The sequence below is a fragment of the Streptomyces sp. NPDC001351 genome (assembly GCF_042896045.1).
In the GTDB taxonomy this organism is placed as follows: domain Bacteria; phylum Actinomycetota; class Actinomycetes; order Streptomycetales; family Streptomycetaceae; genus Streptomyces.
Genome location: NZ_JBIAWS010000025.1, coordinates 68,006 through 90,860 on the forward strand (window position 1 = coordinate 68,006; position 22,855 = coordinate 90,860).

At 69.2% G+C, this 22,855-nt stretch carries 16 protein-coding genes; 9 read left to right on the forward strand and 7 right to left on the reverse strand.

Going from position 1 to position 22,855, the window contains the following annotated elements; all coding sequences use genetic code 11:
- Positions 1-21: 21 nt before the first annotated feature.
- Positions 22-1,365, reverse strand: coding sequence for a hypothetical protein (locus tag ACFY1U_RS48805; RefSeq protein WP_390700554.1), 1,344 nt, complete (start codon positions 1,363-1,365; stop codon positions 22-24).
- Positions 1,366-1,369: 4 nt separating this feature from the next.
- Positions 1,370-2,314: a RimK family alpha-L-glutamate ligase gene (locus ACFY1U_RS48810; protein WP_390700555.1), complete on the reverse strand. Its 945-nt coding sequence runs from the start codon at positions 2,312-2,314 to the stop codon at positions 1,370-1,372.
- Between the two features lie 523 nt (positions 2,315-2,837).
- On the opposite strand from ACFY1U_RS48810, the gene ACFY1U_RS48815 reads away from it, so the two are divergent.
- Positions 2,838-4,652 carry a non-ribosomal peptide synthetase gene (locus tag ACFY1U_RS48815; RefSeq protein ID WP_390700556.1) on the forward strand — a complete coding sequence of 605 codons (1,815 nt, stop codon included), beginning with the start codon at positions 2,838-2,840 and terminating at the stop codon, positions 4,650-4,652.
- A gap of 30 nt (positions 4,653-4,682) precedes the next feature.
- Positions 4,683-5,738: a TauD/TfdA family dioxygenase gene (locus ACFY1U_RS48820; RefSeq protein WP_390700557.1), complete on the forward strand. Its 1,056-nt coding sequence runs from the start codon at positions 4,683-4,685 to the stop codon at positions 5,736-5,738.
- A 65-nt stretch (positions 5,739-5,803) separates the two neighbouring features.
- On the opposite strand, the gene ACFY1U_RS48825 is transcribed toward ACFY1U_RS48820, so the two are convergent.
- The 5 genes from ACFY1U_RS48825 to ACFY1U_RS48845 form a co-directional block, all read right to left on the reverse strand.
- Complete coding sequence (locus tag ACFY1U_RS48825; RefSeq protein WP_390700558.1) at positions 5,804-7,048, reverse strand: MFS transporter; 1,245 nt, start codon at positions 7,046-7,048, stop codon at positions 5,804-5,806.
- A 78-nt stretch (positions 7,049-7,126) separates the two neighbouring features.
- Positions 7,127-9,550, reverse strand: coding sequence for a HelD family protein (locus ACFY1U_RS48830; protein ID WP_390700559.1), 2,424 nt, complete (start codon positions 9,548-9,550; stop codon positions 7,127-7,129).
- Positions 9,551-9,842: 292 nt separating this feature from the next.
- Positions 9,843-11,000: a hypothetical protein gene (locus ACFY1U_RS48835; RefSeq protein ID WP_390700560.1), complete on the reverse strand. Its 1,158-nt coding sequence runs from the start codon at positions 10,998-11,000 to the stop codon at positions 9,843-9,845.
- A 63-nt stretch (positions 11,001-11,063) separates the two neighbouring features.
- On the reverse strand, positions 11,064-12,422 hold the full coding sequence (locus ACFY1U_RS48840; RefSeq protein ID WP_390700561.1) for a DUF6002 family protein: 1,359 nt from the start codon (positions 12,420-12,422) through the stop codon (positions 11,064-11,066).
- A 96-nt stretch (positions 12,423-12,518) separates the two neighbouring features.
- Positions 12,519-13,562 (reverse strand): methyltransferase, encoded by a 1,044-nt coding sequence (locus tag ACFY1U_RS48845; protein ID WP_390700562.1) that lies wholly within the window; start codon positions 13,560-13,562, stop codon positions 12,519-12,521.
- Between the two features lie 282 nt (positions 13,563-13,844).
- Here ACFY1U_RS48845 and ACFY1U_RS48850 point away from each other — a divergent pair, with 282 nt between their 5' ends.
- The 7 genes from ACFY1U_RS48850 to ACFY1U_RS48880 all read left to right on the forward strand — a co-directional run bounded on the left by ACFY1U_RS48850 (position 13,845) and on the right by ACFY1U_RS48880 (position 22,811).
- A complete protein-coding gene (locus ACFY1U_RS48850) occupies positions 13,845-15,005 on the forward strand; it encodes a glycine amidinotransferase (RefSeq protein WP_390700563.1) in 1,161 nt (386 codons plus the stop codon).
- A gap of 107 nt (positions 15,006-15,112) precedes the next feature.
- Positions 15,113-16,246, forward strand: a complete 1,134-nt coding sequence (locus ACFY1U_RS48855) for a cytochrome P450 (protein WP_390700584.1) — start codon at positions 15,113-15,115, stop codon at positions 16,244-16,246.
- A 32-nt stretch (positions 16,247-16,278) separates the two neighbouring features.
- A complete protein-coding gene (locus ACFY1U_RS48860) occupies positions 16,279-16,470 on the forward strand; it encodes a ferredoxin (protein ID WP_390700564.1) in 192 nt (63 codons plus the stop codon).
- Between the two features lie 30 nt (positions 16,471-16,500).
- Positions 16,501-17,643, forward strand: a complete 1,143-nt coding sequence (locus tag ACFY1U_RS48865) for a glycine amidinotransferase (RefSeq protein WP_390700565.1) — start codon at positions 16,501-16,503, stop codon at positions 17,641-17,643.
- A 55-nt stretch (positions 17,644-17,698) separates the two neighbouring features.
- Entirely contained in the window at positions 17,699-18,997 is a 1,299-nt protein-coding gene (locus ACFY1U_RS48870; RefSeq protein WP_390700566.1) for a cytochrome P450, read from the forward strand.
- Positions 18,994-22,065 carry an amino acid adenylation domain-containing protein gene (locus ACFY1U_RS48875; RefSeq protein WP_390700567.1) on the forward strand — a complete coding sequence of 1,024 codons (3,072 nt, stop codon included), beginning with the start codon at positions 18,994-18,996 and terminating at the stop codon, positions 22,063-22,065. Before ACFY1U_RS48870 ends, ACFY1U_RS48875 begins: the two co-directional genes overlap by 4 nt.
- A complete protein-coding gene (locus tag ACFY1U_RS48880; RefSeq protein WP_390700568.1) occupies positions 22,062-22,811 on the forward strand; it encodes a thioesterase II family protein in 750 nt (249 codons plus the stop codon). Before ACFY1U_RS48875 ends, ACFY1U_RS48880 begins: the two co-directional genes overlap by 4 nt.
- The last annotated feature ends 44 nt before the right edge of the window (positions 22,812-22,855 follow it).

Consider the following 22,855-nt stretch of genomic DNA (forward strand, 5'->3'; position numbering starts at 1 on the left):
GTCGGGGAGCGACCTGGCACATCAGACGGGCAGGGCGACCGACGGCAATGCGCCGTTGCCCTGGATGGTGGTGACACCCGCACGGCCGGGCGGCAGGTAGCGCACCAGGCAGCCGCCGGGCTGTCCGTCGAAGAGGAACGGGCTCAGCACCGGGTGGACATCCGTCTCGTAGGTGTCCTGGCTGCCCTCCTCGCGCAGTTCCACGCGGTACGGCACGGGCTCGACGTATTCCTGCGCGATGTACTGGCCGGTGCTCAGCGCGGTGTCCAGGGTCGCGCGCCAGGCGGCGTCGTCGGCGTGGCGGCCGAGGACGACACCGTGGCTGCCCAGTCCGATGGCCGGCTTGAGGACGAAGTTCTCCCGCTCCGACAGCAGTAGTTCGGGCAGCGGCCGGGTGGTACCGCGCCAGCGCACCGGCCGGTCAAAGACGGTCCTGGTCCAGGGCAGATACCGTTCGACCAGTGCGTGGTCCTCGGAGGTCATCCACGGCAGTCCTTCGGAGACCCAGCCGAGCACCTTCTTGTTGGCAACGAGGTAGGCGCTCTGAGAGGCGATCAGAAAGCACTCCGCGTCAAGGGCGGAACGCATCGGTGCGAGATCGATCCCGAGCCGCGTCCAGTCGAAGATGGTGAAGTGCCGCAGGCCGAGCCGGTAGCGGGGCGTCGAGTTGCCTCCGCCCAGGCCGAGCCCCTGGAGCAGTTGTTCGGGCTCGAAGTACTCCGCCTGCAGGCCCTGGTTGCGCAGCGACTGGACCTGGATGTCGAAGTACCGCGTGGTGCGTACGGCGTTGAACTCCCGCAGTGCCCCGACGATGGCCACGGCGGGAGGGGTGCCCAGATCACGCACAGCGCGCACGAAGATCTGGTCCCGTACGGAGAGCGGGTCCGGCGTGGCCCGGAAGGGTGCCGCGTCGGCGCCACCGTATGCGGCCTTCCAGACCGCGGACTGCACGGAGGTCTCGACGACACCGCCGATACCGGAACCGATGTTGAACTCGAGGAATTTGGGACCAGCCGGGCCGACGGCGATGTCCGGCCGCGTCATGCACGTCGCGTACGCCTCTTCGAGAGGTCCGTGAACCCACAGCGGGTAGTTCTCCTCCACCGCACCGAGCGCGCGAAGCCTTCCGTGGAAGTCCGGGGCGATTCCAAAGAGCGCGCGACGAAGCAGCCGGAGCAACTGCCGGGTGGCGTCGAAGAGTTCCGTGTAGCGCTCCTGCGGCAGAACCACCGGGTTCATGGAGGTGCTGTTGACCGGGTAGTCCAGGTCGTCCAGCGTACGATCCAGGTGCTCGGTGAGTTCGGGAACCGCCAGTCGCGACTTCTCCGGCAGCTCCGTGGTGCCGAACCAGGTCTCCTCGGCCACGCCGTCAGTTCCCTTCTTCGAATTTTCGCTTGATCCAGCCGAAAAAGGCATCGGCGAGCAGAGTGAGTTGCGGCTCCGGCAGGAGCGTGAAGCCGGCGCTGGCCGTACTCCACTCGTTCAGGATCGGCCCGGAATCCGTCATCAGCCAATCGATGCAAAGGAATTCGGCATTCAGGCTCTCGGCTATCCTGTTACACCATTCCTCGACCTGGAGGTGATCGTCGTTCACTTCCAGCGAGCCGCCTTGGCTGATACTGGCGAGATATCCGCCGGGCCGAGGTTTTCGGCTGAGTGAAGTAACCACCTTGCCATCGACAACGAACACACGCATGTCCGCGTGATGAGGAAGGAATTTCTGGACGATGTAGCCCGTTCCGGTCGTCGAGACGATATCGATCGTCGACGCGAGCTGCTGATCCGTCTCGACCTTGAGGACACCCACACCCATGCCGAGTTCGCGCGGTTTGACGATATAGGGGCCGGGGCCGAGCTCCCGCTCCACCTCGGGAACGACCTTGCGGGCGTACTTCTTGGGGGGCACCGCAATGGTCTTCAGGCCCGGCACGCCCAGGTTGGCGGCGTGCTGGAGGAGCGCCAGCTTGTCCCGTTCCAGGTAATCCGGGCCGCTGATCGACCTGTTGAGCAGGACCGAGTCACTGGCGTGGATCGTCCGGTAGATCGCGCGCATGTGCTGGAGGCCCTGCGGCTCCATGCTGATGTCCTCGGCGATGTAGCACTGCCGAGTCTCCAGCAGATCCTCGCCGCCATAACGCATCACGGGCTTGCCGACGCAGGAGAGCATGATCTCGCCGGCCCTGATCAGACGGAAATCGAAGCCTATCTTCTGAGCCAGGGGAAGGTATCTCTTCGAGAGGCTTTCTTCGAATCTGAGAACTTCATCGAATTCCAGATCGTCCTCTTGGTATATCCAATTGATGATGCCAGCCAAAAGTTCCCTCCCCCGGGTGAACCTGCGCCTACGACCTTCGCCTGCCATGGAACACCATAGATCCACTGGAGGCAAGGTCATACTTGTGTGTTCCATGCCTCTCACCGTCGGAAAATTTCCCTTTTGACCGGCTGATGTCATTCGTGCCGCCCGGGTCCGAGGCGTTCTGTACGACCTCTTACCGTGGGGCCGCGAGGTCCACAGAAAATAACCCCTTGCCAACTATGCTTGCGTCTGCCATTAATAGCAAAGACCCATGTGTCGAGGCGTTCGCCGAGCCGCCGTGGAGATGGGGCCGCAGCTACCGATTCGGCCCGCGGCGGTACTCGCCAATGCCCGAGAGGGTTGTCCGTCATCGTCGCCGCGTGCCTGCTCGCACGGCATCGTCGGCGCCCGGGCGTTCGGCGGGGCGCCATCCCTGACGGATGACGCGTGCCGGAGGCTACCGCGCACTCCCGACACATACCGCGCGTGCCGGACGGCCGCTTCCCTGGGCGACAGGCCCGAGTCGAGAGGCAAGCCCATGAACCATGTCGTCTTCGCCCACGAACTGCTGGAGTCGCAGGTGGCCCGAAACCCCTCGGCGCTCGCGGTGCGGGAGGGCGAACGAACCGTCAGCTACGCCGAATTGGACGCCGGGGCCAATCGGCTCGCGCGCCACCTGCTGGCCCGGGGCGTCGGCCCCGGCGGCATCGTGGCCGTCGCGCTCCCGCGCTCCGTCGAGCTGATCGTCGCGCTCTACGCGGCGCTCAAGACGGGTGCCGCCTACGTTCCTTTGGACGTGGACCATCCGACGGCGCGCGTCGCCGCCGTCCTGGACGACGCCCGGCCCGCCGTACTGCTCACCACCGGCTCCTACACCCCGGCGGCAACGGTCGCCCGGCTGGACCTGGACGACCCGGAGACGCTGCGCGCCTTGGAAGCCCTTCCCGGCGACGCGGTGACGGACGACGAACGCGGGCGCGCAGTACGGGCGGAGGACCCGGCGTACGTGATCCACACCTCCGGGTCCACCGGCACGCCCAAGGGTGTCGTCGTGCCCCATCGCGGCCTGGCGGCCTATCTGGGATGGGCCCTCGAGGCCTACCCCGGCCTTGCCGGCACTGCCCTGCTGCACTCGGCGGTCTCCTTCGACCTCACCGTCACCACGCTCTTCGGACCGCTGTCGGCGGGTGGCTCCGTCCGGGTCGCCCAGTTGCTCGACCCGGACGGCACCGCCGACGGCGCGGGGACCGACGGCCCGGTCACCTTCCTCAAGGTGACGCCCAGTCACCTGGCCGTCCTGGACGCTCTGCCGCCGTCCGCCCTCGCCGCCGTCGACCTGGTCGTCGGTGGCGAGCAGCTGCTCGGTGAGCAACTCGACGCGTGGCGCCGCCGGGCGCCGGGTGCGGCGGTGACCAACGAGTACGGTCCCACCGAGGCAACCGTGGGCTGTGTCACCTACCGCGTCGACCCGAAGGACGAACTGCCCGGTGGGCCCGTCCCGATCGGCAGGCCCGCGCCCGGAGTGCGCGTCCATGTGCTGGACGAACAGCTGCGGCCGGTGGCGGAGGGCGCGACCGGTGAACTCTTCGTCGCAGGAGACCAGTTGGCCCTCGGCTACCTGAACCGGCCGGACCTGACCGAGGCGCGCTTCGTCAGCGATCCGTTCGACGCGCGGGGTGCGCGGATGTACCGGACGGGCGATCTGGTCCGGATGCGCCCCGACGGCACCCTGGTGTTCATCGGGCGCAGGGATCAGCAGGTGAAGATCCGTTCGCACCGCGTCGAGCCCGGCGAGGTGGAGACGGCGCTGCTGACGGACCGCCGCGTCGCGCAGGTCTGCGTCACCCCGGTGTCCGGCCCCGGCGGGCTGCGCCTGGTGGCGCACGTCGTACCGGAGGCCCATGCCACCGGGGAGAGGACGGACCTGGCCGAAGGGCTGCGCGCGTACGCCGCGAGCCGTCTCCCGTCCTACCTGGTGCCGTCCGCCGTGGCACTCGTCGACCGGATGCCGCTGACCCCGCAGGGCAAGGTCGACCGCGCGGCTCTGGTCGCCGCTCTGCCGCTGGAGCCCGGGCCGGCCGAGGCGGCCGATGAGGCGGACACCGCGATGACCGCGGCCGAGAAGCTGCTCGCTGATCTGTGCGCGGAGCTGCTCGGCGTCGAGCGGGTGGGCCTGGACGACAACTTCTTCTCGCTCGGCGGCAATTCGCTGCTCGGCATCCAGCTGTCGGCGCAGGCCCGCCGCAAGGGCCTCACGCTGACGCCCACGGACGTATTCCGGTCCGGAAGCGTCAGGGTGATGGCCTCCCGTGCGGAGGGCGCCACCACGACCGCGCCGTTCGACCGGAGCTGACCACCACTCACGAGGAAAAGGAGAACCACCGTGCCACAGGACACGTCGCCGCCGGTGCTCGGGTCGTACACGGGACGGATCGAGGGATCCGGCGGTACCAGGCTCGTCGTCTACGAGGCCTCCGGCATGCAGCCGGGGACCGAGTGCGGACGCATTGAGGACTGGGTGGTCGAGCACGGCGCCGCGCTGACAGGCCTGCTCGACACCGTCGGCGCGGTGCTGGTGCGGGACTGCGTGCACAGCCCCGAGCAACTGTCCGAGGTGGCACGGCACGTCGGCGGCGAGCTGCTCAGTTACACGGAGCGCTCCACACCCCGCAGCGCCGTCAGCGGAGGCGTCTACACCTCCACGGAGTACCCGGCGTCCGAGACGATCACCCAGCACAACGAGAGCGCCTACGCCAGCGTCTTCCCGCACCGGTTGTTCTTCGCCTGCTTCCGCTCCGCGGAGACGGGGGGCGAGACCCCGCTCGCCGACGTGCGCGAGGTGACCCGGCGCCTGCCGTCCGACCTGCTGGACCGCTTCCGGAAGCTCGGTATCGCCTACCACCGGTCCTATCGCGAGGGGATGGGCCTGACCTGGCAGGAGACCTTCCAGACCGAGGACCGCGCGGAGGTCGAGCGGTACTGCGCGGAGCGCGGTATCGACCTTACCTGGACCGACTACGGACTGCGCACCTTGCAGTGCGGCCCGGCCCTGGTGACGGACCCGGGCACCGGAGAGGAGTGCTGGTTCAACCAGGCGCACCTCTTCCACGTCTCGAACCTGCCCGCCGCCACCCGGGAGGCGCTCGGCGAGCTGTTCCCCGAGGAGGAGATGCCCCGCAACGCCACGTACGGCGACGGTTCGCCGATCTCCGACGAGGAGATGGACCGGGTCCGCGAAGCCTTCGGCGCCTGCACATACGCCTTCCCGTGGCAGCGCGGCGATCTCATGGTTGTCAACAACCTGCTGCAGTCCCACGGCCGACGCCCCTACACCGGGGAGCGGCGGACCCTCGTCGCCATGACCGGCCAGGTCACCGTGGCGCGGCGCGCCGACGGTGCGGCGGTCTTCGACGGGCCGGTGCTGGCCGACCGCGCCTGATCCGCGAGTGAGGGCTCCGCGCCGTTGCGCCCGGCCGACGGGGCGGCGCGGAGCCGTTGGGCCGTTTATGCCTCCGCCACGGGGCTCAGGAGGCGGCGCAGCTGTACCGCCCAGACGACGACCGCGGCCAGGGCGATGGAGATCACCGCCGTGGCCATGCCGGCCCGGATGCCGACCGACACGGTGATGCTGCTGGCGACCAGGGCGCCGAGCGGGACTCCCAGCCCGGAGGAGAGCATGCGGCGGGTGGTGTTGACCCTGCCCTGCAGCTCGGAGGGCGTGACCTCCTGGGAGTAGGTCATCGTGTTCACCAGTACGACCAGGTAGGCCGTTCCCCATGCCGCCAGCGCCACCAGCGAGATCCGCCAGTCGGTGGTGAACACGACGACGAGTCCGAGGAGCGCGCCGATCGGCAGCACCCCGAGGAGCAGCGGAAAGGCGTCGAAGCGCTTGCGCAGCCGGGGAAGCAGCAGGGAGCCGCCGATGCCGCCGGCACTCCACGCCATGTAGAGCAGGCCGATGCGCCCGTCGGAGCCGTGGATGCCGAGGACACGGTCCGCGAAGACGACGAGCTGACCGACGATGGCTCCGCCGGAGAACGACTGGAGCGTGCCGACCACCGTCATGGTCCGCAGCGTGCGGTGACCGGCCAGGAAACGCAGGCCCTCGGTCACCGATTCCCGGAAACCCGGTCGCTTGTCGCCCGAACTGGCCGGGCGGGAGGCGACGTTGGTGACCGCCCTGATGAACAGGGCGGAGCAGGCGAAGCTCAGGGCATCGAGGGCGAGCGTGCCCACGGGGTTCATCAGCGCGATGAGGGCACCCGCGACGGCGTTGCCGGCGATGCGGACGACGGTCTCGGCGCCGTAGATCGCGCTGTTGGCCTGGGTGAGTTTGTCCTTGCCGACGATGTCGGGGACGAATCCGTACACGCCTGCGTCGAAGAAGAGCGAGAGGCTGGAGGAGAGGAACGCGACCACGACGACGTGGGTGACCGTCAGGACGTCCAGGGCCCAGGCGGCCGGAATGGAGGCGAGGCTCAAGGCGCTCAGGCAGTCGGTCACGATCATCAAGGTGCGCCGGTCCATGCGGTCCGCGACCGCACCGGCGATCAGGCCGAAGGCGAGGTAGGGCAGGGTTCCGGCAGCCGCGACCAGAGAGACCAGGAAGGGGGAGCGACTCTCCTGGAAGACCAGGACGGGCAGCGCGACGGTGGTGATGGCGGATCCGAGGCCGGACACGGCACGGGAGAGCCAGAAGTTCCGGAATCCGATGATCTGCCGGAGCGGCGGAGCTTGAGTGGTCGACATGGCGTTGTCTGTTGGTCTTTCTGCTCGGGACAAATGGGAGAGCGTGCCGGAACAGCCGCCCTGGAAACGGGACGTGGGTCAGGAGGAGTTCTGTGCCAGGTGGGACAGGACCTCCGGCAGCGGGCCGGGATGGAACACGTGGAGGGACCGACTTGCCCTGGTGAGCGCCACGTAGAGGTCGCTGAGGCCCCGGGCGGAGCCGTCCAGTATCCCCTGGGGGTCGGCCACGATCACCGAGTCGAACTCCAGCCCCTTGGCCTGGCGGACGCTGAGCACGACGACGTCCCTCTCCAGGTCGACGTCCGCGCCCCAGGAGACGTCGGGAAGCCGCGCGGCGACGGCGGAGGCGAGCCGTTCCAGGTCGGCACTGGGGACGACGACCGCGGTGCGGCCCCCCGCCGCGCGGCGGGCCGCAGCGGCCGCGGCCTCGGCCAGCCCGGCGGGGAACTCCTCCGGCGTGGTGCCTGCGCAGTGCGGCGGTTCGGCGCCGTGGCGTACCGCCCGCGCCGGCATCAGTTCGGGCGAGATGGCCTTCAGCACCTGGCGGGACGCGTCCATGATCTCGCCGGGGGTGCGGTAGTTGACGGTGAGCTGCGACAGTCGCCAGCGCGTGCCGAAGAACGGTTCCAGCGCCTCTCGCCAGGACGTCGCGCCGGCCGCGTCACTCGACTGCGCCGCGTCACCGACGACGGTGAAGGAGCGGGTGGGGCAGCGGCGCACCAGAAGACGCCAGGTCATCGGGGAGAGGTCCTGCGCCTCGTCGACGATGACATGGCCGAAAACCCAGGTCCGGTCGGCCGCCGCGCGCTCCGCGACGGTGCGCAGGTCCGTCTGCGTGTGCCACCCGGCGAGCTGTTCGGCGGTCACCAGATCGGCGGCGTGCAGCTGCTCGTCCGCGGTGCCGTCCGCGCCCCGGGAACCGCGCGCGATGTCCAGGACGCCTTGGGCGTATTCCCGTTGGGCGGCTCGGCGGGCCGCCTGCCGCTCGGTCTCGGCACGGTCGTCGTACCCCAGCAGTTCGGCGGCTTCGTCGAGGAGGGGTACGTCGGACGGGGTCCAGGGTGCGCCCCGTTCGCGCACCAGCAGGGTCCGGTCCTCCTCCTCGAGCTGGGGCGCGGCCTCGGCGAGGCGGGCGGGGTCGGCGTACAGGTCGTCCAGCAGTTGCTCCGGGGAGAGGAGCGGCCACAGGGAGTCCAGCAGTCGGCGGGCGTCCGGGTCCCGGGGCAACGCGTGCAGCCAGTTGGCCTTGCGTTCGGCGAACTCGGCGGGCAGCCGCGCCCTGAAGTCGTAGGCCTTGGCGTCCTGTCCGAATACGCTGGCCAGGTCTTCCTGCACGGCGCGGTCGAGGGCCTGGACGTCCAGCTCGCCGGCCAGGATCTCCTCGAAGCTGACCTCGATGTCGCCGATGACGCGAGCCAGCCGGTCGGCCAGCTCCTCGAAGAGGATGTCGCGGAACTCCGGCCGGGCCAGGTTGTGCTGCCGGCCGTCCTCGGTGGCACGGGCAGCCGCTGCGGCCAGGAAGTCCTGTGACAGCCGGATGTGCTCGCCGCCGATCAGCGCGTCGACCGGCGCGGTGACGGCGGCCTGCCGCGCCCGTACGGCACGGTCGAGGACGTCCGCCATGACCAGACGCCCCTTGATCTCGGCGGAGGCCGTCGGCTCCTCGGCCGACGCCGAAAGACCCGGATACAGCCCTCCGACGGAGGACAGCAGCACACTGGTCTCGCCGAGACCGGGCAGCACTTGGCTGATGTACTCCAGGAAGACCGAGTTCGGGCCCACCACCAGGACGCCGCTGCGCTGCAGCCGCTCGTGGCTGTAGAGCAGGTAGGCGGCGCGGTGCAGGGCGACGACCGTCTTGCCGGTGCCGGGGCTGCCCTGGACCACCATGACGCCCGCGTGCGGCGAGCGGATGATCTTGTCCTGCTCGGCCTGGAGGGTGGCGACCGCGTCGTGCATCCGGCCGGTCTTGCCGTGCTGGAGGGCGGCCAGCAGGGCGGCTTCGCCGGAGAGCTGGACGTCATCGGGCACGCCCGAAGTGTCGTCGAACAGTTCGTCGTCCACCCGCAGCACGCGACGGTCCCGCGTATGCAGGTGCCGGCGCAGGCGCACGCCTTGCGGGGCCGCGGCCGTGGCGGTGTAGAAGGGGCGGGCGGCGGGGGCGCGCCAGTCGATGAGCAGGGGGTCGTCGTCGGGACCGGCGCCCGGCACGCCGATACGACCGATGTAGAACCGGTCGTCGTCGGTCCGGTCCAGTCGGCCGAAGCACAGTCTGCTCTCGGCGGTCTCCAGTGTGAGGAGTTTGCGGGCGAGCCGCTCGGCCGCGGCTCCGCGCTCCACCTGCCCCTGCGCGGTCCCGGAGGACTCGCTCAGGACGGTGCGCAGTTCACTGCTGATCTCCTCGCGCAGGACGCCCAATCGGTCGTGGAGCAGGTCCAAGTAGGCCTGTTCGCGGGCGAGTTCAGTCGGCCGGAGCGGTTTTTCCGGCGAGGAAGAGGTCATAGCAGACTCCATGGCGAAGGGCCGGCGGGTGGCGTTGGCCCGTCGGGGGCATGCCGCGGCGGACCCGCGGCGGGTGCTGGGCAGGACGGCCCCCGGATGGGCCGGGTGCCGGGCGTGGAACAAGAAAACGGTCGACACCCGCCCGGCCGGTGGCCGGGGGTGTCGACCGGAAAAGACCGCGCTCCCGTGCGGGAGATGGCGGGTGATGCTCGGATCCGAGAGTGTCGGACGATGACGTCCGCTGTGTGAGTCACTCCGGAGAAGAAGATCCTGAAGAGCAGGATCGGAGTGATCATAGCAGGGGTGCGAGGAACTCGTCGAGGTCGACGTTGCGGGCCCTGTCCACTCCGGGGGCTTTCGCCGAGAAGTCGAGCCGCGGCGGCCGCTGTTCGTCGTGGAAGTAGACCGCCTCGAGCAGGCCGTCCGCGGTCTCGGCGAGGGTCGGGTTTGCGACGAGGTAGTCCCGTACGGCTGGGGTGTCCTGGCGGACCTGGAGCCAGAGGCGCTTGTCGCCGAAGTGGTTCGGTGGCATGATCACCCGGGTGCCGAACCGGCGCTTCCACTGGAACGTCCCCTTGCTCAGAAAGGGTTCGGTGCCCTGGAAGTCGAGACGCTCCACGCCGTTCTCAGCGGCCCAGCCGATGAGCAGGTGGTAGATCGCCTTGAACGCGCCGCTCTCGTAATGCCGTTCGGCCCCGTCCTCCACGCCCAGCAGGCGCAGCGTGAGCACCTTCTGGCGGGGGTCCCAGTGGCACAGGGCCCCGCCGATCGGCTTGCCGTCCTGCGTCAGCCGGAACAGCCTGCCGGTGCGGAAGAGGCACTCGTAGGCGGCGTTCCTGCCCTCGGTCCGCTCGCGTGCGCCGTGCCGCCGGAACATGGTGGGGCGGTAGTGGTCGTCGTAGAAGGCGTTGAACCACTCGGGCTCGCTGGTCACCTCCCAGCCCCACTGATGTCGGCGCATGTCGCTGTTGAACTGTGAACGCTCGCGCTTGGAGATGGCCCGCCGCGCCGATGCCGGGTCGCCGTCGAAGTCGATGACGAAGTGCACGCGCATGGGAATGACCAACGACGCCTCCTTCGGCATGCGGCGGGCCAGTGAGGCACTGGTGCCGACGATGCGGATGTCCGCCTCCGGCAGCGCCGCGGGATCGCGCAGCCGCGCCCCTGACACCAGGCTCGAGGCCCGCACAGCGGGCGATTCCGCGCCCTCTTCCCGGCGCAGCTCGGTGAACTCCAGGGTGTAGGCGAGACCTTCCCGCAGGCCGGAGTAGCCCACCGACAGGCCCGCGAGGTCCGAGCGGACGGACGGGAAGACCGCGGTCCTGCGGGTGTCCCAGTGGTCCCGGAGGCGGGTGACGAACGGACTGCCGCTGTTGCGCCAGTGGTAGCCGGCGTGCATGCGCGCCCGTTGCGGGAACGGGTCACGCGAAGCGGGTTTCACTGCGGACAAGGAGAGGTCACCTCGGCGCTGACGGTGGGTGGACTGGGAACCTGCGGAGAAGGCCGGTCTCGGTCACTGCTTGACGGCGGTGAGGGCCAGCTGGTGCAGTGCCGGGACGTCCTCGACGCGGTGCGTGTCGTGGATGCCCACGCTGTCGAAGTCGGCGGCCGAGTAGCTGCCCGAACCGTGCACCAGGATGTCCTGTTCGCCGATCAGGCCTCGGTCGATGCCGTTGAGGACACCCGTCACAGCCATCACCAGCGACCATTCGCGCAGCGCCCGCGGGTCGGCGGGCAGGTGCACCTTCGCCTCGCTCAGGATGTTCCGGACCTGGGCATAGCGCTGGAGGCACTCGGCGAGCGAGACCACGAGCCCGCCCCCGCCCTGTCCCTGGATCAGCTCGTTCATGCGGGGCGAGGTCGGGGGGTTGCGGGTGTAGAAGGTGGAGTCGAGCGCTTCGTGCGGGTCGTACGTGAAGGCCGGGAAGTGCGGGTCCCGCTCCTGGGTGTAGAGCCCGGTCTCGGGCTGGAGGGAGTACGCGGGCATGTTCCCCGGGTCGGTCGAGCCGTCGTTGTACAGGCTCAACACCATGTCCGGTGCGCCGAGGTGCTGGACGAGGAAGTAGCGGGGGTCGGGCGTGCCGACGCGGTCGGCCTCGGGCAGCCGGGTGCGGCCGTAGGCGTGTCCGAGAAGGCCGTAGGCGCTGGAGACGGCATGCGCGTGCAGTCGCGGTCGGTCGGCCGCTGCCGGGAAGAACTCGGCTTCCGACAGGGCTCGTACGATGTCGGCGGCGAGGTAGTTCTCCAGCTGGAGGGTGTACCACAGGTGGGTCTTGTGGTCCCTGGCCAGCTCTTCGCTGTGGGCGTCGACGAAACCCCGGGTGATGTCCTTCACGGCGCCGGGGGTGCGGTCGCGGCCCAGCACCGCGATGGGGTTGCGCGTGCGCAGGTACGGATCGCTGTACAGCCCGGTGCGGCGCAGCTTGGCGACGGAGCCTTCCGGGACGAGGACCACGATGTTGAGCTGGTCGGCGCCCACCAGGCCGCAGTTGACGGCCCGCAGCACCGCGTCCCGCAGCGCGATGGCCTTGTTCGCCGACGAGGGCGTGACTATGGTGATTCGCTCACCGGTGTCCTGGATGAAGCGCACGGCCCGGGCGACAATGACCAGCGAGGCGAAGGTCTTCGTCGTCATGGTGGCCGGGTTGCTCATCAGGTCGAGCAGCGTAATGCTCCGGCCGTCATAGGAGGGCAGTGACGCAACGGACACATCGGAGACCGACAGAAATTCCTGGACGGCCGGCGTGAGGCGAGGCAGCTCGACGCCGGGTGTGAATTCGGTGGGATTACTGCTCTGTCTCCCGCCGAGCAGGTCGCGGAGCGCCGCCTGGACCTGCTCGTAGTACCGGGACAGACTATTGCTTACCAACATGCTTAGCCCCCTCGAATGCCTCATTAGCCAAGCGGCGGCACGGCTCGCCGGGGGATTGATTCACGGGAGCCGCACCGCACACGTAATTCTTATCCGTCAGGGCTTGACGCCGATATGGAACCCGTGCTCGTAGTCGAGTTCCGCAACGGTGCTGATGTTCTCGAAACCGGCCTCGGCGAGCCAGCCTTCGAAGTCCTCGGCCGGGTACGCCATACCGGTACCGCTGGCAAGAATGTTGAAGTAGAGGCCGAGGCGGGCGCCGTAAATGCCCTTGGTCTCGTCTTCCGTGACGTTGTAGTCGTAGATGAAGATGCGCCCGCCGGAGGGCAGCACGTCGTACGCCTTCGTCAGCAGGGTGCCGATCTGCTCGGCGGAGAAGATGCCGAGGACGTGGCTGAAAAGCACCGCGTCGGCGCCCTTGGGGAAGGGGGTGTCGAAGAAGTCACCGGTGACGAGATCGATCCGGTCGAGGAACTTCTGCGCCTCCTTGCCGTGGGCGAGCCCGGACACGCTCGGCTGGTCGAAGACGGTCGATCGCATCTGGGGGTATCGGTCGAGCAGCCGCGCGGTGGTGGTGCTGTCGCCGCCGCCGATGTCCAGCAGGTGCTTGACCGTGCCGAACTCCTCGCGCTCCACCAGGTCGTTGATCGAGGCCAGCGTGAAGGCGGCCATGGCCTTGTGGAACACGCCCTCGAGCTCGGGGTTCCGGGTGAGCCGCTTGTACAGCGTGGGCTCGTCGCCCGGGTAGCTCTCGAGCGCGGTGTTCGTGCCCGCCTTCAGGGCCTTGGTCATCTGGCCGAAAGCGGGGTAGTAGATCTCCTTCCACCCGATGAGGGTGTGCGCCCAACTGTCGGGCTCGTCGGAAGCCAGCAGGTCCTGGGCCACCGCGGAGTTGCGGTACTTGCCCTCGGACCGCTCCATCAGACCGGCCGCGCAGACGCCCTGGAGCAGGACCCGGAGCTGGTGCGACGGTACGCCCGTGAACTCGCGTATGGCTTCGAAATCAGAGCCCGGGTTTTCCGAAAGGAAAATGAAAATGCGCAGTTCCGCTGCGGTTGCGGCGGCATTGAACAGAGCCGGCGCATTCATGAGGAAGTCGAACTGCTGGTACTCCGGGCTATTCTTCTGCTGACTTGGCATTACTTCCTGAGCCTCCGCGTCCCTGAAACCTGTGGGTTCCGGTCGATTCGGTACGTATCGGGCTGTCTCGTGCAGGAAAGCAGTTGGTGCGCCACGAAAGTATCGCCAGCCCCTGAGGAGCCAGTCAACAAGATCACGATGTGACGCAGGTAACATTTGGGTAACTAAAAAATTCGATTGCGCCAGTTCGGAGGGCCGTGTAAGCATGGCAACCGAATGCCGACTGCAACCAGTTTGTCCAGTTTACCCATTCATGTCGAGATATATGTACGGGGATCGGCGATGTCGCTGAATAGCTTTGATGAATGGTCGCCCCTCAGGGAAGTAATTGTCGGCTCGGCGAAAAACTATGTTTCGCATGAGCGTGAACTCTCTTTCGAGCTTTTTTTCCACGACAACATCGCCGGGGACAACGACGCTGCCCGGCTGGAGTGGTATTACCCGCGGCTCCGCTCGCGTGGCGAGGGCGAGGCCGCCAGCGGTACCCGGGTCCCGGTCAAGAGGCGTTACGTCGACGAGCTGAACGAGGACCTGCAGGGATTGGCCGACACCCTCTCCTCGCTCGGGGTGACGGTGCACCGCCCCACGGACGTCGCCCCGGAGACAGGCTCGGTGCGCACTCCGGCCTGGTCCGCCTCGGTCGTGCCGCCGCTCAACATCCGCGACAACACCCTGATCGTCGGTGACGAGATCATCGAGACGTCGCCGATGATCCGGTCCCGGTACTTCGAGACCCAGTTGCTCAAGCCGGTGTTCCAGGAGTACTTCAGGCGCGGCGCCCGCTGGTCCGTCATGCCCAGGCCGCTGATGACCGACGCCTCCTTCGATCTGTCGTACGCGCGCTCCAGCACGGCCGGCGGTCCGATGGAGCCGATCGAGGACCCGCACCCGTCACGCTACGACGTCGGCCACGAAATGCTCTTCGACGCCGCGCAGTGCCTGCGCCTCGGCCGTGACATCGTGGCCAACGTCTCTACGCGCAACCACGAGTTGGGCGCCGACTGGCTGGAGCGGCACCTGGAGGGCCGCTTCCGCATCCACCGCGTCCACAAGCTCAGCGACAGCCACATCGACAGCATGGTGCTGGCGCTGCGCCCCGGAACGCTGCTGTGCCGCTCCGAGGCGGTGCTGGACTACCTGCCGGAGCCGCTGCGGAAGTGGGACGTCATCGTCCCGCCGGCGCCGGAGGGCTACAACTTTCCGCAGTACGAGGACGACGACCTGATCCTCACCAGCCGGTACATCGACCTCAACGTGCTCTCGGTGGGCCCGGACACCGTACTGGTCAACGAGGCCTGTCCCGAGCTGATGCGCGAGCTGGAGCGGCACGGCTTCACCGTCGTCCCGGTCCGCCACCGTCACCGCCGGCTGTTCGGCGGCGGCTTCCACTGCTTCACCCTGGACACCGTGCGCGACGGCGGGATCGAGGACTACCTCGTCTGACCCTTCCGCAGCCCGCTTCCCACTGAAGGAGGTCTCCCTTGTCCGCGGAACTGGTGCCCGCGCACCCCACCGAGCGTGGCCGACCGTTCGATCCGCCCCAGGAGCTGATGGAGTGGCAGGCCGGCGAGCCGTTGCGGAGCATGCGCTACCCCGACGGACATGTCGGCTGGGTGGTCACCAGCCACGAGCTGGCCCGCACGATGCTCACCGACCCCCGGTTCAGCGCGCGTTCCGAGTTCAAGCGGGCGCCCGTGCACCGACCGGGCACCGAGCCGTTCTTCGGCGTCCCGGCCGCCCCCGGATGGCTCGTCGACATGGACCCCCCGGAGCACACCCGGCTGCGGCAGCAGCTGGCGGGCCAGTTCACCGCGCGCCGGATGCGCGAGCTGCGGCCGCGACTGGCGGGGATCGTGGACGAGTTGCTGTCCGCCATGGAGCGCGGCGGGCCGGGCGCCGACCTCGTGGAGGCCTTCGCGCTGCCCCTCGCCTCCCAGGTGATCTGCGAGCTGCTCGGCGTCCCGTCCGGTGACCGCGCGGAGTTCCAGCGCAACAGCCGGACCCTGTTCAACCTCGGCTCGACCGCGGCGGACACCTCCGCGGCCCTGGACCGGCTGTACGCCACCATTCGCGACATCGCCGCGGGCGGCGAGGAACCCGGCGAGACGCCCGGGCTCCTCCAGGCACTGGCCAAGGACGGGACCTTGGACACGGAGGAGATCGCCGGGGTCGGCGTCCTGCTGCTGACCGCGGGACATGACTCGACCACGGGATCGCTGGCGCTGAGCGTGTTCGCGCTGCTGTCCCACCCCGACGAGCTCGCCCGGCTGACAGCCGATCCGTCCATCGTCGACAACGCCGTGGAGGAGCTGCTCCGATATCTGACAGTCTTTCACTTCGGGGTCCCGCGCACCCCGTTGGAAGACCTCGAGTTCGCGGGCCGGCAGCTCAAGGCCGGTGACTCGATCACCGTCTCACTGTCCGCGGCCAACCGGGACCCGCACTGGTTCCAGGACGAGGCGGACCGGCTGGACCTCACGCGGCGCACCACCGGACACGTGGCCTTCGGCTACGGCATCCACCAGTGTCTCGGCCAGAACCTGGTCCGGATGGAGATGCGTACAGCCCTGCCCGCGCTCTTCCAGCGGTTCCCCACGCTCGCCCTGGCCGTCCCGGCCGCGGACGTCCCGCTCTCCACCGACATGAGTGTGTACGGGGTGCACCGCCTGCCCGTCGTCTGGTGACCCATTACCCACAACGGAGGACCGAAGTGCATGTGTCCGTGGACACGACCCTCTGTATCGGGTCGGGCCAGTGCGCCATGACCCTGCCCGAAGTCTTCGACCAGGACGAGATCGACGGCCTGGTCGTCCTACTCGACGCGAAACCGCCCCGCGAGTTGCACGACGACGTGGACGAAGCTGTCAACCGCTGCCCGGTGCAGGCGATCTCGACAACCGCCCCCTGACGTCCACCGTCCAGAAAGAAGCCTTCTGACATGCGACTGAACAGCTTTGACGACTTCACTCCGCTCAAGGAGATCATCGTCGGATCCGCAGACGGATACGTCGACCGGATCCTGGACCTCTCGTTCGACATGTTCATCAGCGACAACCTCTCGGGCACCCGTGGGTACTTCCCGAGCCTGTCGACGTGGCGCGAGAGCGAGGCCCGGTCCCGGCGCAACGACCCCGACCGCCTGGCCCTCAAGAAGCGCCTCCTCGACGAACTCGTCGAGGACGTGGAGGGGGTGGCCCAGCAGCTGGAGGCCCTCTCGGTGAAGGTCCACCGCCCGGTCGAGCCGGCCCCCGACCTCACCAAGGTCACCACGCCGGCCTGGGACGCCACCGTGGTTCCGCCGCTCAACGTCCGCGACAACACACTCATCATGGGCGACGAGATCATCGAGACGCCGCCCACGCTGCGCGACCGGTACTTCGAGAACCAGTTCCTGAAGCCGGTGTTCATGGAGTATTTCAACCAGGGCGCGCGCTGGACGTCCATGCCCCGGCCGGTGATGACGGACGCCTCGTTCGACCCGAACAACGAGAACGCCGCGCCCAACATCGAGGTGCCGGAGAACCCGCAGCCGTCTCCGTACGACGCGGGCGTGGAGCTGATGATCGACGCCGCGAACTGCCTGCGGCTCGGCCGGGATCTGATCGTCAACATCTCCAACGCCAACCACGCCCTGGCCTGCGACTGGCTGGAGCGTCACCTCCAGGGCCGCTTCCGGGTACACCGGATGCACAAGCTGACCCAGAGCCACATCGACAGCGTCGTGGTCCCCCTGCGGCCAGGCACCCTGCTGGTGCGCTCGGCGGACGTGGCGGACTTCCTGCCCGAGCCGCTGCGCAAGTGGGATCTGATCGTGCCGCCGGCCCCGCAGATCAGCGACTACCCGCAGTACCCGAACGGCGACCCCATCCCGCCGAGCCCGTACATCGACCTCAACGTCCTCTCCGTCGACGAGAACACCGTCATGGTCAATGACGCCTGCAAGACCCTCATCCGCACGCTCGAGGAGCATCGCTTCACGGTGGTCCCGGTGCAGCACCGCCACCGTCGGCTCTTCGGCGGCGGCTTCCACTGCTTCACGCTCGACACGGTCCGCACCGGCGGCGCCGAAGACTACATCTGAGCCGCTCCAGCCCATCGTCAAGGTGCGACCACTCGTGGCAAAGGGAGGCTGACGCATGCGCATAACCTCTGGCGGTCCGACCGAGGAGAACGGTCCCGAACCGGATCTGTCCGACCCGCAGTTCTACGGCACCGGTGACCCGCACCCGGTATGGACGTGGCTGCGTGCCGAGGATCCCGTACACCGGCAGTGCCCCGTCGGCGCGAAGCCGGCGTTCTGGGCCGTCACGCGACACGCGGACGTGTCACGGGTGCTGGCCAGGCACACCGAGTTCACGACGTCGCGGGGCAACATCCTGACGACGCTCGGGCAGACCGACATCGCCAGCGGGAAGATGCTCGCGGTCACCGACCCGCCGAGGCACAAACGGCTCAAAGACCCGGTGGCCCCGCACATGTCCCGGCAGGCGGTCCGCGACCACGAGCCCGCGCTGCGGCAGTTCTCCCGGCGGCTGCTCTCCGTCGGTGCCCGCGAGGAGACCTGGGACTTCGCGGCCCAGGCCGCGTACTATCCGATCGCCATCGCGGGTCTGCTGCTCGGGATCCCGGAGTCCTCCTGGGACCGGCTGAAGCACTTCACGTACGCGGCGGTGGCGGAGTCCGACCCGGATTACGCCCCAGAGGGTTCCTCGCGTTCCCAGGTGCTGAGCCGGGCGCACTCCGAGATCTTCCTCTACTTCGCCACGGAGGTGTCCCGACCGGGGCGGGCCGAGGCGGACGACCTGATCGGGGCGCTCCTGCGAGCCGCGCCGGACGGTGAGCCGCTGAGCCGCGAGGAGGTCATCCTCAACGCCTACAGCCTCCTGATCGGTGCGACCGTCACCACGTCGCACGCGGCCAGCGGCGGCCTCCTGGCGCTGCTGGAGAACCCCGGCGAATACGCCAGGTGGCGGGCCTCCGGGGACACGGTTTCCCTGGTCGAGGAGATCCTGCGCTGGACCTCGCCCGCCAACCACGCGCTGCGCCACACCACCGACGAGGTGCGTCTGGGCGACGCATGCATCGGTGCCGGACAGCCCGTCACCGCGTGGCTGGGCTCGGCCAACCGTGACGAGAGCGTGTTCCCCGAGCCGTTCCGCTTCGCGGTGGACCGCAAGCCGAACCGGCACATCGCGTTCGGTGTCGGGGCGCACCGCTGCATCGGCGCGCACGTGGCGAGGCTCGCCCTGACCGTGCTCTTCGAGGAGATCGCCGCGAACTTCGAGCTGATCGAGCTCGCCGACGAGCCCCGCCACCTCCACTCCACGTTCATCGCGGGCATCAAGAGCCTGCCCGTTCGCACCGTCCTGGGGCCCGACGGGGTCGGCCTGCGAGACCTACAACCGCTCGGCAAGACCACTGAGGAAGCACTGTGACAACCCCGGCACACCCGATGACCGCGCCGAACGCGCCCGATCCCGACCTCGGTTCGCACCCGACCCACCACGTGATCCGGTGCCTGCGCATCGAGGGTCAGTTCGACGGCGAAGCCGCACGCGACGCCCTTCGCCCGGTCACAGTCCGTCCTGCGGCATCACACCACGCCCACGTCACGGCGGACGACAGTCCCGCGTCGCCGCCGGACGCGGCGCCCGTCGACTTCGCCGAGTTGCGGGTGTCGGCCGACGAGGCAATCGAAGTGGCCGTAAGGGAAGCCGGCGCGCCGTTCGCGCTCCCGCACGGCCCCCTCCTGAGGATCCGCGTTCTGCGCGTCGCCGACCGTGAGTGCCTCCTGGTCGCTGTCGCCCACCGCTCGCTGCTGGACGCTGTTGGGCTGGACGCCTTCCTCGTCGAGCACGCGCACGCCTACAGCGCAGCCCGACGGGGCGAGCCCCTCGCCCACGCCGAGCCGCCGCAGCCGACACGGCCCTCCGCCGGGCAGGTCGCCGCCGATCTCGCGTACTGGCAGGCGCAGCCGGCGCTCCCCGTGCTGGACCTGCCGACAGACCGGCCACGCCAAGTCCGGTCCGTCCGCGGCGGCGCGGTGGAGCGTTTCGTCCTGCCGGCCAACCTGACGGGGAGCCTGAGCGAGCTGTCCGGGACCCCGGACGCCGCCGCCGCCGTATACGCGGCCGCCGCTGTGCTCCTCGCCCGCCACACCGCACAGCTGGCGGTCCCGCTCCTGGTGCCCGTGAGCCCGTCCCCGGCCGGCCCGGACACGCGCGTCGGCCGGCCCGAGACCGATGTCGTGCTGACCCTGCGGCTGGACGGCGCCCCGACGTTCCGGGAGCTGGTCGCTCAGACCGGTGCCGAGCTGGCCCGGGCACGAGCCCACTCCTCCGCCCTCCCGCCCGGCGCGCTCGCCGAGCTGGCTGGCGGGTGCGGGGACCCAGACCGCCAAGCGGCGCCCGCCAAGTTCGCCGTCCGGAGACGGTCCGCCGGGCTGCCGGACTACGCGGAAGCCTCGTGCAACCCGGTCGACCTGCACCTCGGCACGGCCGCCCGCGACCTGTCCTTCGCCCTCGACCTGCGCAACGACGAACTCCACGGGACGCTGGAGTACGACACCGATCTGTTCGCCCCGGTCACGGCAAAGCGGCTGGTGCGCCGCTTGGAGCACCTTCTCACCGCGGCCGACCGGCAGCCCGACACCCGCGTCGCCGACCTGCCCGTGCTTCCGCCCGAGGAGCGCGAGCTGGTGGTCTCGGTGTGGAACCGGACCGCGCGCGACTTCCCGCGCGACCGCACCACCGCCTCCTTCTTCGAGGAGCAGGTACGACGGGACCCCTCGGCGATCGCCGTCGAGCACGAGGACGTGACGCTCACCTACGGGGAGCTCAACACACGGGCGAACCGTCTGGCCCATCAGCTGATCGGCCTGGGCGTGATTCCCGACCAGCCCGTCGGCCTGTGCCTGCCCCGGTCGGTCGACATGATCGTCTGCCTGCTCGGCATCCTCAAGGCAGGGGGCGCCTATCTCCCGCTCGATCCCAGCTACCCTGCCGAGCGGCTCGCCTACGTGGTCGATGACGCCGGGGCCCGCGTCGTGCTCACGGACAAAGAGCACGCAGCCGCGTTCGCCGGGACCGCAGCCCGGGTGCTCCTCCGCAACGAGCCGAAGTCCACGGGCAGGACGATCGAACCGCCCGGGACCGACCCGGAGGTTCCGGCCACGGCGGAACACCTCGCCTACGTCATCTACACCTCGGGCTCCACGGGCGCCCCCAAGGGCGTCGCCGTCACGCACCGGGCTCTCGCCCGGCTCGTCAAGGGCGCGGACTACGTCGAGCTCGGCCCGGGAGAGGCCCATCTGCAGTTCTCGCCACTCTCCTTCGACGCGTCGCTGATCGAGCTGTGGGGATCGCTGCTCAACGGTGGCACGCTGGTGCTGCCGCCCTCCGGGCTTCCGTTTCCCGACCAGCTCAAGGCCGCACTGCAGCGCCACCGCATCACGACCCTCCTCCTCGTATCACCCCAACTGCACGTGGCGGCCGAACAGTTCCCCGAGGAGCTGGCGCGCGTCCGGCAGCTGCTCGTGGGCGGCGACGTGCTCTCGCCCGCCAGCGCGGCGCACCTCCTGCCCTATCTGGACGACACCCGCTTCCTCCATGTCTACGGGCCGACGGAGTGCACGCTCTTCGCGACCTGGAAGCCCATCGAGGCAGTCGACACCAGCCGTCCCACCATTCCCATCGGCCGGCCGATCGCCAACACCCAGGCATATGTCCTGGACGAGGACCTGAACCCGCTGCCCGCCGGAGTCCCCGGGCATCTGTGGCTCAGCGGAGATGGCCTGGCCCGCGAGTACCTGGGCCGACCCGAGCTGACCCGGGAGCGCTTCCTGCCCGACCCGTTCGGCCCGCCGGGAAGCCGTATCTACCGCACAGGTGACCTGGCGCGCTGGCTCCCGGACGGCGACCTGGAGTTCCTCGGACGCAGCGACGACCAGGTCAAGATCCGCGGCTACCGCATCGAACTGGGCGAGATCGACGTCGCCCTCGCCGCGCACCCGGACATCCGGTCCGTGGCCACCGTCGTCCGCGACGACGCCCCCGGCGGACAGGCGCTGGCCGCCTACCTGGTGGGCGACCGGCGCCCCGACGACGCCGAGCTGAGGGAACACCTCGGGTCCCGCGTCCCTGCCTTCATGGTCCCGGCAGCCTTCGTCTGGCTCGACGCGATCCCCCTGACCTCGAACGGCAAGGTGGACCGCAAGGCCCTGCCCACACCGGAGTTCGGCGGCGGAGGCGGCCCGGAGGACGGACCGCGCACCTCGTTGGAGAAGCAGATCCTCGGCACGATCGCCGAGACCCTCGGGCTGCGCACCGTGGGCGCCGAGGAGGACTTCTTCGATCTGGGCGGCAACTCTCTGCTGCTGGTCGACCTGTTCACCCACCTGGAAAAGCTGGTTCCGGACAGCGGGCTGAGCCTGCTGGACCTCCTGGAGAACCGCACGGGTGCCGGGATCGCCGCACTCATCGAGCGATCGCGAGAACGCGCGTGACCCACGGCACGACACCCTGGCTCCTCGGGCGCGTCCAGCCCGGCACCGAAGGCGAGCGCCTGTTCTGCTTCCCGCACGCGGGAAGCGGCGCGAGCGCCTTCCGCTTCTGGCCGTCGCGGTTGCCCACCTCGGTCCGGTGCTGCCCGGTGCAGCTCCCGGGCCGGGAGAACCGGGTCACGGACCCCATGCCGGACACGATGGACGAACTGGCGGAGCGGACGGTCGAGGCGTTGCTGCCGATGCTGCGCCCGCCGTACGTCCTGTTCGGGCACAGCTTCGGCGGTCTGCTGGCATACGCGGTGGCCCGGCACCTGCACGAGCGAGGACACCCGCTGCCGCGGGCGCTGCTGATCTCGGGCGCCCGCCCGCCGCACGTCGCGGCCGAGGAGTCGTACCACACGCTTCCGCACGACGAACTCCTCAGCCATGTGCGCGCGACCAACGGCATCGCCGAACCCCTTTTGAAGCACGAGGAGTTCGTCCGCCGACTCCTCGACGTGCTGCGCAACGACCTTCGCATCGCTGCCGAGTACCGTCCCGCTGCCAGCGAGCCGCTGCGCTGCCCGATCCGGGTCTTCGCGGCGGACGACGACCCGGTGGTGGCGCCGTCGCTCATGGACGGCTGGCGCGCGTACGCGGGCGGGGAGTTCGACATCCGGCGGGGCCCTGGCGACCACTACGCGGTCTACGACGTGTCAGGCAGCCTTTTCGCCGAGATCGCCCGCCACGGACTGGCCGACCGCTGAGCGTGCGTGACGGGCGCGAGGAACATTCCGCCGCGACGACAACG

Bases quoted from the DNA above. Each gene is read 5' to 3' on its own strand.
- ACFY1U_RS48815 (WP_390700556.1), top strand. From the start codon at position 2,838: ATGAACCATGTCGTCTTCGCCCACGAACTGCTGGAGTCGCAGGTGGCC.
- ACFY1U_RS48825 (WP_390700558.1), bottom strand. From the start codon at position 7,048: ATGTCGACCACTCAAGCTCCGCCGCTCCGGCAGATCATCGGATTCCGG.
- ACFY1U_RS48830 (WP_390700559.1), bottom strand. From the start codon at position 9,550: ATGACCTCTTCCTCGCCGGAAAAACCGCTCCGGCCGACTGAACTCGCC.
- ACFY1U_RS48840 (WP_390700561.1), bottom strand. From the start codon at position 12,422: ATGTTGGTAAGCAATAGTCTGTCCCGGTACTACGAGCAGGTCCAGGCG.
- ACFY1U_RS48845 (WP_390700562.1), bottom strand. From the start codon at position 13,562: ATGCCAAGTCAGCAGAAGAATAGCCCGGAGTACCAGCAGTTCGACTTC.
- ACFY1U_RS48850 (WP_390700563.1), top strand. From the start codon at position 13,845: ATGTCGCTGAATAGCTTTGATGAATGGTCGCCCCTCAGGGAAGTAATT.
- ACFY1U_RS48855 (WP_390700584.1), top strand. From the start codon at position 15,113: ATGGAGTGGCAGGCCGGCGAGCCGTTGCGGAGCATGCGCTACCCCGAC.
- ACFY1U_RS48865 (WP_390700565.1), top strand. From the start codon at position 16,501: ATGCGACTGAACAGCTTTGACGACTTCACTCCGCTCAAGGAGATCATC.
- ACFY1U_RS48870 (WP_390700566.1), top strand. From the start codon at position 17,699: ATGCGCATAACCTCTGGCGGTCCGACCGAGGAGAACGGTCCCGAACCG.